Below are 11,465 nucleotides of genomic sequence, written 5' to 3'. Positions count from 1 at the left end.
CCTACTTCGCCGCGGTCTGGATGAAGGTCGGTGAGGTCGACGACTGTGGTAGTCCGACCGCCGGTACCTCTGGAGTGTCGATGGCGCCGGCCAGCCACGGCAGGGCCATGGCGAACGCGTGGCTGGCGAACGGCCAGTCGTGGGTGCCCTGTTGGGTCACCACCGCGCACGCGATGCCGTGCTTCGACCCGAGCGCACACAAGGCGTTGGCCGCCTTGGCCTGATCGTTGACCTGGCTGCCGGGTTTGCCGGCCGAGGACGTGTCGTTGACGTCGAACCAGCCCGCTGTCTGCGAGTACTGGCCGTGCCGGTTGATCACCGTGGCCGGGTCGAAGGCGTCCCACGCCGCGGCGTTCCCGCCGAACAACCGGTCGATCGTCTGCGCCTTGGTTCCGGAGTTCGGGCCGATGTCACCGGCGATGTCGACGAACGCGCTGAACAACTCGGGATGCATGACGGCCAGATCCACCGCGCACGTGCCGCCCATCGACCAGCCCACGATGCCCCAGTTGGCGGACGCTGGACTGACCCCGTAATGGCTGTTCAGGTACGGCACAACGTCTTTGGTGAGGTGATCGGCCGAGTTGCCGCGTTTGCCGTTGACGCATTCGGTGTCGTTGTTGAAGGTGCCGCCGGGGTCGACGAACGCCAGAACCGGGGCGTAGCCGTGGTGGGCGGCGGCGAAGTCGTCCATGGTCTTGATCACGTTGCCGGCCCGCATCCAGTCGGCCGGGGTGTTGAACTCACCGCCGATCATCATCACCGTCGGCAGATGCGGAGCGGGGTTGGCGGCGAACCACGCCGGCGGCAGGTAGACATACTCGCCTCGGTGCCGGAAACCCGATGCGGTGCTGGGAATCTCGACTGGGACCACGGTGCCCCTGGCCGGCACCCGGCCTTGACGCTGCATGGCGGTCACGGTCACCTGATCGGTCTGATCGGGCAGCGGACCGGCGGTCAACTGGTTCCACGCGGTCTGCACCCACGGGAAGTAACCCACCCAGAGGTTGACTGCCAAGGCCACGCACAGCAACGTCAACGGCACCGCCAGCACCGCGCTGCCGCGGCGCCACCATCGGCTGCCGCGCCAGCCGGCGAGCAGGATCACCACGGCCGCACCGGCCAATCCGATCCACACCCACAGGGACCGTGGTGCGGGATTGCCGGCCAGTCCCTCAGACTCGATGTACCAGTTGGTGCCCGCCACCAGAACGCCACCGACCGCGGCCGCCAACGGCAACCAGATCAGCGCCCAACGGCGGGTGCGATAGCCGATCGCGGCGATCAGCACCACGGCGGTGACGGCTTGGACACTGGTCGGGACCCAGCCGTGCATCAACGACAGGTGGTGGGTGAACGTCACAGCAATATCGTCGTCGCCGATTCTTGTGATCGGCTGTGAAGTACCTGCTAACGCGGCTTTGCCAGCGGGAACGGCAAGGTTTCGCGGATGCTGCGTCCGGTGATCATCATGACCACGCGGTCCACGCCCATGCCAAGGCCTCCCGTCGGCGGCATCGCATACTCCATGGCCTGGAGGAAGTCCTCGTCGAGTTCCATCGCCTCAGGGTCGCCCCCGGCGGCCAGCAACGACTGCTCTTGCAATCGGCGGCGCTGTTCGACCGGGTCGGTCAGCTCGCTGTAGGCGGTCCCGAGCTCCACACCCCAGGCCACCAGATCCCAGCGCTCGGCGACGCCGGGGATGCTGCGGTGCGGCCGGGTCAACGGCGATACCGAGGTGGGGAAGTCCTTGTAGAAGGTGGGTTCGGTGGTGCGGTCCTCGACCAGGTGCTCGTACATCTCCAGCACCACCGCGCCGGCGTCCCAGTGGGTCAGGTAGGGGATGCGGGCCGAATCGCACAGCCGACGCAGCGTGGCCAGGTCGGTGTCGACGGTGATGTGCTCGCCGAGGGCCTCCGAGACGGCGTCGTGCACGGTCTTGACGGCCCAGGTGCCGGAGATGTCGACCGGCTCGAGTACACCGTCGGCCCGTGGCCGTTGGAAGACCTGGGCGCCGTTGGCTGCCGCCGCCGCGTTCTGGATCAGCTCACGGCAGCCGTCGATCCACACGGTGTAGTCGGCGTGCGCCTGGTAGGCCTCCAACAGGGTGAACTCGGGGTTGTGGCTGAAGTCGACGCCCTCGTTGCGGAACGCACGGCCCAGTTCGAAGACGCGCTCGACGCCACCCACGCACAGCCGCTTGAGGTAGAGCTCCGGGGCGATCCGCAGATACAGGTCCAGGTCGTAGGCGTTGATGTGGGTCAGGAACGGCCGGGCGTTGGCCCCGCCGTGGATCTGCTGCAGGATCGGCGTCTCGACCTCCAGGAAACCCTTGGCGTACAACGTTTCCCGGATGGCGTGCAGGGCGCCGCTGCGGGCCCGGATCAGCTCACGAGCCTCGGTGTTGACCGCGAGGTCGACGTAGCGGGCCCGGACACGGGCCTCCTGGTCGGTCAGGCCCTTCCACTTGTCGGGCAGCGGGCGCAGGCACTTGCCGATCAGCCGCCAGCCATCCACCAACAGCGAGTGAGTGCCGGTGCGGCTGCGGCCCATCGCGCCGCTCACCTCGATCAGATCGCCCAGATCGATGGTCGAGGTGAAATCGGCGGTCGTGGCGCTGCTGAGCCGGCCGTTGTCGAGTAGCAGCTGAACTTCGCCCGACCAGTCGCGTAGTTCGGCGAAGAGCACCCCGCCGTAATCGCGAACCCGCAGGATCCGCCCGGCCACGGTGACACCGGTACCGTCCGCCGAGTCCAGGGCGGCTGCGACCGTGTGGCTGGGGGCCTGCCCCACCGGGTAGGCGTCCACACCGCCGGCCTGCAACTGGCGCAGTTTGGCCATCCGCACGCGGACCTGCTCGGGCAGTCGGGGCTGACCATTGCCGTCGGCAGCCTCCGTCGCCAGTCCACTGAGGTCCGGGGCGCTGCCGTCGTGGTGCAACCGGCCGGATTGCAGTAGACCCGCCGGGGCCGCGACATGGTCCCCGGTGTGCTGACGATTGCGCCGTGAGAACGGCAGCACCAGAAAGCCTTCGGCGATGACGGAGGCCACCCCGACCCGCGGGATCAGCCGGGCGTCCTCATAGCAGGCGTAGCGGGGTACCCATTCGGGTTGGTACTTCATGTTCGAGCGGTACAGCGTCTCCAACTGCCACCAGCGGGAGAAGAACACCAGCAGGGCCCGCCAGAGCCGGGCCACCGGACCCGCGCCCAGCTGTGCGCCCTGCTGGAACGCCGATCGGAACATCGCGAAGTTCAACGAAATGCGGCTGATCCCAAACCCTTCGGACTGCAGGCACAGTTCGCTGACCATCAGTTCGATGGTGCCGTTGGGTGATTGGGGGGAGCGGCGCATGACGTCGAGCGAGACGCCGTTGGTCCCCCACGGTACGAGGGAGAGCAAGGCCACCACGTTCTCGGCGTCCCCGTCGGCCTGCACTGCCTCGACCAACAGGCAGTCACCGTCGGCGGGATCGCCGAGCCGGCCCAGTGCCATCGAGAACCCGCGTTCGGTCTCGGTGTCGCGCCACGCGTCGGCCCGCTCGATGACCTCGGCCATCGCTGCTTCGTCGAGCTCGCGGTGGCGGCGGATCCGTACCGAGGTGCCGGCCCGCCGCGCCCGGGTGACGGCCTGACGTACGGCGCGCATGTCGGGCCCGGACAACCGGAAGTTGTCCGGGTACAGGATCGCCTCGTCTCCGAGTTGCAGCGCGTTCAGACCGGCCGCCCGGAACGCCTCGGCGGCAGCCGAACTGGCGCCCATCACCCCTGGCGCCCAGCCGTAGGTCTGGCACAACTGCAACCAGGCGGCAATGGCGTGCGGCCACGCCTTCGGGTCGCCCACCGGGTCGCCACTGGCCAGACAGACGCCGACCTCGACGCGGTAGGTGATCGCGGCGCGTCCGTTGGGGGCGAACACCACCGACTTGTCGCGGCGGGTGGCGAAGTAGCCCAACGAATCGTTCTTGCCGTAGAGCTCGAGCAGACCCCGGATTGCCGATTCGTCCTCGCCGGTGAGCGCATTGGACGCGCGCTGGGACTGGAACAGCACCACCGCGGCCGCCATCAACGCCAGGGCACCGAACAAACCGAAGATGGCGTTGAGGAACGGGTGGGAGTACCCCTCGAACACATCGGTCGGAACCGTGGCGAAGCCGCTGACCCGGTTGACCGCGTACAGCAGCCGCCAGTCCGGCGGCAGCGTGCCGGGGAACAACTCCAGCAGCCCCCAGGCGGCCAGGATGCCGACCGCCATTCCCGCGATCAACACCACGGCCGATTTGACCAGTGCGCCCCGGCGCACCTTGGCCCAGAACTCGTTGCGGGCCAACACCAGGAGCGCGATCGCGGCCACGTGGAAGACCAACCCGATGACCTCGCCGACGTCTTCGGCGACTGGGTCGCCGCCGGTGGCGAGATCGCCGACGTTCCAGCCGATCGCTCCGACGAAGTACAGCACCAGGATCCACCAGGCGATCCGCTTGCGCGCGGCCAGCGCCGCGGCCAACAGCGCCAGCACGAATGCCCAGGAGAAGCTGGTGTCGGGGAAGTTGAAGATGTAGTCGTTGACGAATTCTCGCGGTACCTGGATCAACCAGCGCACCGTCTGGGACACGCTGGCGATCAGCGACAGCGTCGCGATGATCCCGACGGTCCAGCCGGCGGCCGTGGGGACCCAGGAGAACCTCGACACCGGCTGCGTCGGGGTCCGGTGCCCGCGATTGAGAACGGTCATACGCCCGGAGAATAGGCGGTCAACCCGTCAATTGGGCTGAGCGCGCGCACAGACGCTGCCCGGGCGGGTTACCAGACCGGCCCGGTGTACTTCTCGCCCGGTCCTTTGCCCGGCTCTTCGGGCGCCACGCTGGCTTCCCGGAACGCCAGCTGCAGGCTCTTGAGGCCGTCGCGCACCGGACCCGCGTGGGGTCCCAGAAATTCGGCCGAGGCGGTCACCAACCCGGCCAGTGCGGTGATGAGGCGGCGGGCCTCGTCGAGGTCGCGGTGCGGGCTATCCTCGGGGTCCTCGGCGGACAGACCGATCTTCTCCGCCGCGGCGCTCATCAACATGACCGCCGCCCGGGTGATCACTTCGACGGCGGGAATCTCGGCCAGGTCACGCACGACCTGCGACGTCGCGTCGTCGGGCGTTTCAGTTGGATCGGTCATGCCTGCTAGACTGTCATGCGCGACCGTCCCGGCACATGTCAGGGACAGCAAGTGGAGTCCCACTCCCACCGTTGGCCACAAGGTACAACGGTCCGGTCGCCGGTGTCCTCGGGCACCGGTTCTGCGTTCCACCATGGTGACGCAGGCGGCGCAAGCCGTGATCGGTCGGCATTGGGCCCTGCTTCGAGCAGGGCTTTTCTGTTCTACGGGCAGAAGTGCAGATGGGCGGGTCTCCTCAGCAGACCCAACATAGGAGGCCCCATCAGCACTGAGACCCGCGTCAACGAGCGCATTCGTGTACCAGAAGTCCGCCTGATCGGACCAGGCGGCGAGCAGGTAGGCATTGTGCGCATCGAAGACGCTCTCCGCGTCGCCGCGGATGCCGATCTCGACCTTGTCGAAGTAGCTCCCAACGCCAGACCGCCGGTCTGCAAGATCATGGACTACGGCAAGTTCAAGTACGAGACGGCTCTCAAGGAGCGCGAGTCTCGCAAAAACCAGCAGCAGACCGTCGTCAAGGAACAGAAGCTGCGTCCCAAGATCGACGATCACGACTACGAGACGAAGAAGGGCCATGTGGTCCGCTTCCTCGAAGCCGGATCCAAGGTCAAGGTGACCATCATGTTCCGTGGTCGTGAGCAGTCCCGGCCCGAACTCGGGTACCGGTTGTTGCAACGGTTGGGCGCAGACGTGGCCGAATACGGCTTCGTCGAGACGTCCGCCAAGCAGGACGGCCGCAACATGACGATGGTGCTGGCCCCGCACCGCGGCGCGAAGACTCGCGCCAAGGCGGCGGAGCAGGCCGAGCGCCCGGGCGGGCAGCAGGCCGACACCCAAGAACCAGACGTCACGTAGAGCTAGTTTCACAAGAGAACTGAGGATTCATGCCCAAGGCGAAGACCCACAGCGGTGCCTCCAAGCGGTTCCGCAAGACCGGGACCGGAAAGATCGTGCGGCAGAAGGCGAACCGTCGCCACTTGCTGGAGCACAAGCCCACCAAGCGCACCCGCCGGCTCGACGGCCGCACCGTGGTGGCAGCCAACGACACCAAGCGTGTCAACAAGTTGCTCAACGGCTAGACCTGCCGCTCCCTGTACCGACCGAGAATAGGAACATCCCATGGCACGCGTGAAGCGCGCACTCAACGCCCAGAAGAAGCGGCGTACCGTACTCAAGGCCTCGAAGGGCTACCGCGGTCAGCGGTCGCGGCTCTACCGCAAGGCCAAGGAGCAGCAGCTCCACTCGCTGACCTACGCCTACCGCGACCGTCGCGCCCGCAAAGGTGAGTTCCGCAAGCTGTGGATCTCGCGCATCAACGCCGCGGCCCGCGCCAACGACATCACCTACAACCGCCTGATCCAGGGGTTGAAGGCCGCCGGTGTCGAGGTCGACCGCAAGAACCTGGCCGAGATCGCCGTGAGTGACGCCGCCGCGTTCACCGCGCTGGTCGAGGTTGCCAAGGCCGCGCTCCCCGAGGATGTCAATGCGCCCTCCGGAGAGGCCGCCTGACGCTCACCGAGCGTTCTGCCCGGGTGGTGGCTGCGGTCAAACTGCAGCGCCACATCGGGCGCCGCCGCGCCGCACGTTTCCTTGCCGAGGGTCCCAACCTCGTCGAGGCCGCGTTGCGGCGCGGACTTGTTTCCGAGGTGTTCGCGACCGAGGCCGCGCTGGACCGGTTCGGTGCGCTGCTGGCCGACGCTCCGGTGCAGTTGGTCACCGAGCGTGCGGCGAAAGCCTTGTCCGACACCGTGACTCCGGTCGGCCTGGTGGCCGTGTGCCGGCTGCCCGAGATCACCCTCGACGAGGTGCTGGCTGCCGCACCCCGGTTGGTCGCGGTGCCCGTGCAGATCTCGGAACCGGGCAACGCCGGTACCTTGATCCGCACCGCCGACGCGATGGGTGCCGATGCGGTGGTGCTGGCCGGCAACAGCGTCGACCCCTACAACAGCAAGTGCCTGCGGGCGTCGGCCGGCAGCATCTTCTCACTGCCGGTGATCAGTGCGCCCGACGAGGCGGCCGTGGTGGCGCAGCTGCAGGCCGCCGGGTTACAGGTGCTGGCCACCACGATCGACGGCGAGGCCAGCCTCGATCACGTCGACCTCACGCCGCCCACGGCCTGGCTGTTCGGCCCCGAAGCCCACGGCCTGCCAATCGAATTGGCCACCGCGGCCGATCATCGGGTGCACATTCCGATGCCCGGGCAGTCCGAAAGCCTCAACATCGCCTCGGCCGCGTCGATCTGCCTGTATGAGAGCGCGCGCGCCCACCGCGCCAACTAGCCCGACGGGTTGGCGCCGCGTCTGAAGCGCTGTGGCGATTTTCGGCCCGGTTTTCCGCCACAGCGCTTCACGCGTGGAGCAATACGGTCGGTTTAAGGTCGAGCCATGTGCCAATACTGCGGATGCCGGGACATGCCGCTGCTGCGGGATTACATCGCCGAACATGAACGGTCCGTCGACCATGGCCGCGAAGCCGTACGCGCCCTGGACCGCGGTGAACTGGACGTGGCCGCACAGCGTCTGACGGCGATGTTCGACGAGTTGCGCGCCCACTGGGAGGGCGAGGAGAACGGACTGTTCGCGGTGATGCACTCCGACGAGCTCTATGCCCAGCACATCGACCCGCTGGTGGCCGAACATCGCGAGCTGGCCGCATTTCTCGAGGTCGTCGATCTGACCGACCCCGACCACCAGGCGCGGGTTCGGGCGGAGATCGAGGAGCTCTACGTCCACATCGCCAAAGAAGAAGACGGGCTGTTTCCGGCGGCGCTCACCGCGCTCGACGGTGACGACTGGGATGCCGCGATGGCCGGGTGGCGCGCGGCGCACCCGGGTCGCGAAATGATCCAGGGACAGCCCTAACTGAGCAGACCCCGCGCCACGTGGGTGATCTGTACCTCGTTGCTGCCGGCATAGATCATCAGTGACTTGGCGTCGCGGGCCAGCTGTTCCACTCGGTACTCGGTCATGTAGCCGTTGCCGCCGAACAGCTGCACGGCTTCCATCGCCACGTCGGTGGCGGCCTGCGAGCAGTACCACTTGATCGCCGACGCCTCGGCCAACGAGATCGGCGCCCCTTTCTCAGCCGATTCGATGACGCGGAACAGCATGTTGCGCACGTTCATCCGGGCCACTTCCATGTTGGCAAGCTTGAGCTGAATCAGCTGGAACTGGCTGATCTCCTGGCCCCACAGGGTGCGGTTCTTGGCGTAGTCCACGCTCAGGCGCAGGCATTCCTCGATCACGCCGAGTGCCATTGCGGCCACCCCGATGCGTTCGGCCGAGAAGTTCGACCGCGCGCTGGCCCGGCCTTCGTCGGCTCCGTCGTCGGACCCTTCGGTCTCGCCGAGCAGTCGGTCCCGGCCCAGACGGACGTTGTTGAAGAACAGCTCGCCGGTACGTGATGAGTGAATGCCCATCTTGCGGAACGGCTTCGACTGCACGAAGCCCTCCATGCCCCGGTCGAGGACGAAGGTAAGCACCTTGCGGTTGCGTTTGTCGGCGCCGTCGCCTTCGTCCAATTTGGCGTAGACCACCACGACGTCGGCGTCGGGTCCGTTGGTGATGAAGGTCTTCTGGCCGTTGAGGATGTATTCGTCCCCGTCACGGGTGACATAGGACTTCATGCCGCCGAAGGCGTCCGAGCCCGAATCGGGCTCGGTGATCGCCCACGCGCCGATCTTCTCGTAGGTGACCAGGCCGGGCAGCCAGCGTTCCTGCTGGGCCAGCGTGCCGCGGCTCTGGATGGTCGACACGGTCAGGCCGAGGCTGACGCCCAAGCCGGTGACCAGGCCCATCGACACCCGGCACAGTTCGCTGATCAGGACGAATCCCATACCCGGCGAGCTGCTGCCGCCGAACATCCCGCCACGGGCGCCCGAGGGTTTGGTGTCGCCGCTGCGCAGCTTCTCCAGCCGCTTGTCCAGCGATTCCTTGGCCATGCTGTCGATGCCGAACGTGGAGAACAACTTTCGCACGATCGGGTACGGCTCCATGTCGCCGCTCTCGAGCTCGTCGAGATGGGGCCGGATCTCCTTGTCCACGAACTCGCGAACTGCGTCCCGAACAGCGATGTCTACGTCAGACCAATCAAGCATCTCGACAGCTTAGACACGTGTCAAAACTCAGGCGGCAGGGCGGCGGGCCGGACGCCGCAGCGCCGGCAGCGAGAACGTCGTGTGGACCAGCGCGCCGGCCCGGTCCAGCAGGGTCTTGTGGCGCGGCAAGTAGTGCATCGGCAGCCCTCGGCGGTCGCGCGGCGGGGCCATGAAGCTCGGTGCTTCCACCAGTGGGCCGTCGGCCGGGAGCTTGCCGGCTGCGCGTCGGTACGCCGACAAGGCGCGAGGGTGCAGTCTGATCTCGTCGGGCACGGCGACGAATGCCAGTTCGACCACCTTGCCGAAGATTCGCAGGAGGACTTCGTCGCCCGGCGTCCACCGCATTCCGGCCTTCTCCCTGACAGCCGGGTCGAACAGGCCGGCCGCGATCCAACGTTGCGCTCCGACAAGGGGTTTGAACAGCTGGTCCCACACCGGAGTCGGCATCAGCACGAACCACGGCTTGGGAATCCGGATGGTGAAGATGTCGAGGGTGGCCCGGTTGATCTCGAGCTCGTCGCGGCACTTGGCGTCCCAGTACTCCTGAAACTCCTCCCAGCTCTTGGGAACCGGTCGCATGCTCATGCCGTACATGCGATACCACTGCACGTGTTCGTCGAACAGTTGTTGCTTCTCGGCCTCGGTGAGACCGCCGCAGAAATACTCCGCGGTCTTGATGATCAACATGAAGAACGTGGCGTGTGCCCAGTAGAACGTCTCCGGGTTCAGCGCGTGATAGCGGCGCCCCTGGCTGTCCACGCCCTTGATGGTGGTGTGGAAACCCTTGATCTGCGCACCGGTGTCGGCCGCACGGTCGCCGTCGTAGACCACCCCCATGATCGGGTACACCGACCGGGCCACCCGCTGTAGGGGTTCACGCAGCAGGATCGAGTGTTCTTCGACGCCGGCGCCCAGCTCGGGATACATGTTCTGGATCGCGCCGATCCACACGCCCAGCATCCCGGTGCGTAGGTCGCCGAAGTACTTCCAGGTCAGCGACTCGGGGCCGAGGGGATCGTGCTCGGTGGTGAGGGTGGTTCGTGTGGTCATTGCGTCCTCGTTGACTCGTCATGACGTGAATCACAGCTGGGGCCAACGATAGTAGTGACAACGTACGTTGTCTACGATGCCGCGGCGCGTGGTCGCGCACTGTTATTCGGCGGCTATCGTCGCGCCACAGCGCTGTGACCAGCCAGGTTCTCGGCCGGCGGGGGAGTGTGGGCAAACCCGCTCGCGTCGTGATTGCTGCCTGGTCTCCGGGGCACTTAGTCTTGCGCTGTGGATGGCGAGCCGTTCGATGATCCGTCCGGCCGTGTCGGCGACGTCGAGCAGGCGTCGCAACAGCGCCGAGTGCGGGCACCCGGATTGCCGGGCCCGCTGGGGTGGCTGCAGAACGTCAACCGCAGCCCGGCCGTCGTCGATCTGGTCCGTCGGGTGCGTCGGTCCCTTCCCGGGGATCCGGACTTCGGTGACCGGCTCTCGGTGTCGGGTGAGGGTGGTCCGCGGGCGGCGGCGCGCGTGGCCGACCGGCTCCTGGACCGCGACGCCGCCTCGCGTGAGGTGAGTCTGGGTGCCTTGCAGGTGTGGCAGGCGCTGACCGAGCGGGTCTCGGGAACGCCGGCCAATCCCGAGGTGACGCTGGTGTTCACCGACCTGGTCGGATTCTCGTCGTGGTCGCTGCGCTCGGGCGACGACGCCACACTGCGACTGCTGCGCCGCGTGGCACAGGTGATCGAGCCCCCGGTTCTGGAAGCCGGTGGCCACATCGTCAAACGCATGGGCGACGGCATGATGGCGGTGTTCTCTGACCCGGTTACCGCCCTTGCGGCGATGGTCGTGGCGCTCGACGGGGTGAAGGGTATCGACCTGGACGGATACGCGCCCCGTATGCGGGTCGGTATTCACACCGGGCGCCCGCAGCGCATCGGGTCGGACTGGCTCGGCGTCGATGTCAACATCGCTGCCCGGGTGATGGAGCGGGCCAACAGTGGCGGCCTCGTGGTGTCCCACACCACGCTGGCGGGCATCGCCGAAGATCAGCTGGCCGAGCTGGGGGTCAGTGTCAAACGTCAACGCCGGCAGATGTTCTCGACCAAGCCGGAAGGTGTGCCCGACGATCTGGTGATGTACCGGGTGAAAACGTCGGGGCAGCTGCCCGCTTCCTGACGGCAAACGCGTTCGAGGTGTGAAGGGCCGATCACCTA

At 66.9% G+C, this 11,465-nt stretch carries 11 protein-coding genes; 6 read left to right on the top strand and 5 right to left on the bottom strand.

Going from position 1 to position 11,465, the window contains the following annotated elements:
• Position 1: 1 nt before the first annotated feature.
• The 3 genes from A5699_RS07795 to A5699_RS07785 form a co-directional block, all read right to left on the bottom strand.
• On the bottom strand, positions 2-1,336 hold the full coding sequence (locus tag A5699_RS07795; RefSeq protein ID WP_067767903.1) for an alpha/beta hydrolase family protein: 1,335 nt from the start codon (positions 1,334-1,336) through the stop codon (positions 2-4).
• 74 nt (positions 1,337-1,410) lie between these two features.
• Positions 1,411-4,734, bottom strand: coding sequence for a bifunctional lysylphosphatidylglycerol synthetase/lysine--tRNA ligase LysX (lysX, locus tag A5699_RS07790; protein WP_067767863.1), 3,324 nt, complete (start codon positions 4,732-4,734; stop codon positions 1,411-1,413).
• A gap of 68 nt (positions 4,735-4,802) precedes the next feature.
• Positions 4,803-5,165, bottom strand: a complete 363-nt coding sequence (locus tag A5699_RS07785; RefSeq protein ID WP_067767860.1) for a DUF1844 domain-containing protein — start codon at positions 5,163-5,165, stop codon at positions 4,803-4,805.
• Between the two features lie 261 nt (positions 5,166-5,426).
• On the opposite strand from A5699_RS07785, the gene infC reads away from it, so the two are divergent.
• The 5 genes from infC (at position 5,427) to A5699_RS07760 (ending at position 8,026) form a co-directional block, all read left to right on the top strand.
• Positions 5,427-6,020, top strand: coding sequence for a translation initiation factor IF-3 (gene infC, locus A5699_RS07780; protein ID WP_197508225.1), 594 nt, complete (start codon positions 5,427-5,429; stop codon positions 6,018-6,020).
• 29 nt (positions 6,021-6,049) lie between these two features.
• The gene (rpmI, locus tag A5699_RS07775) at positions 6,050-6,244 is read left to right on the top strand and encodes a 50S ribosomal protein L35 (protein WP_066898154.1); all 195 of its coding nucleotides are present in this window, start codon (positions 6,050-6,052) and stop codon (positions 6,242-6,244) included.
• A gap of 40 nt (positions 6,245-6,284) precedes the next feature.
• Positions 6,285-6,674, top strand: a complete 390-nt coding sequence (gene rplT / locus A5699_RS07770) for a 50S ribosomal protein L20 (RefSeq protein ID WP_003885175.1) — start codon at positions 6,285-6,287, stop codon at positions 6,672-6,674.
• Between the two features lie 23 nt (positions 6,675-6,697).
• A complete protein-coding gene (locus tag A5699_RS07765; protein WP_067767852.1) occupies positions 6,698-7,444 on the top strand; it encodes an RNA methyltransferase in 747 nt (248 codons plus the stop codon).
• A 132-nt stretch (positions 7,445-7,576) separates the two neighbouring features.
• Positions 7,577-8,026 (top strand): hemerythrin domain-containing protein, encoded by a 450-nt coding sequence (locus A5699_RS07760; RefSeq protein WP_082957620.1) that lies wholly within the window; start codon positions 7,577-7,579, stop codon positions 8,024-8,026.
• Here A5699_RS07760 and A5699_RS07755 read toward each other — a convergent pair.
• Complete coding sequence (locus A5699_RS07755) at positions 8,023-9,261, bottom strand: acyl-CoA dehydrogenase family protein (RefSeq protein WP_067767846.1); 1,239 nt, start codon at positions 9,259-9,261, stop codon at positions 8,023-8,025. The two genes, A5699_RS07760 and A5699_RS07755, sit on opposite strands and share 4 nt — an antisense overlap.
• A gap of 27 nt (positions 9,262-9,288) precedes the next feature.
• Positions 9,289-10,311, bottom strand: a complete 1,023-nt coding sequence (locus A5699_RS07750) for an oxygenase MpaB family protein (RefSeq protein WP_067767844.1) — start codon at positions 10,309-10,311, stop codon at positions 9,289-9,291.
• 228 nt (positions 10,312-10,539) lie between these two features.
• Here A5699_RS07750 and A5699_RS07745 point away from each other — a divergent pair, with 228 nt between their 5' ends.
• A complete protein-coding gene (locus A5699_RS07745; protein WP_067767841.1) occupies positions 10,540-11,427 on the top strand; it encodes an adenylate/guanylate cyclase domain-containing protein in 888 nt (295 codons plus the stop codon).
• The last annotated feature ends 38 nt before the right edge of the window (positions 11,428-11,465 follow it).

Origin of the sequence: Mycobacterium sp. E802 (assembly GCF_001666875.1) — a bacterium.
GTDB lineage: Bacteria > Actinomycetota > Actinomycetes > Mycobacteriales > Mycobacteriaceae > Mycobacterium.
Note: the sequence above shows the minus strand (reverse complement) of the source record. Positions and strands in the feature narration are given on the sequence as shown.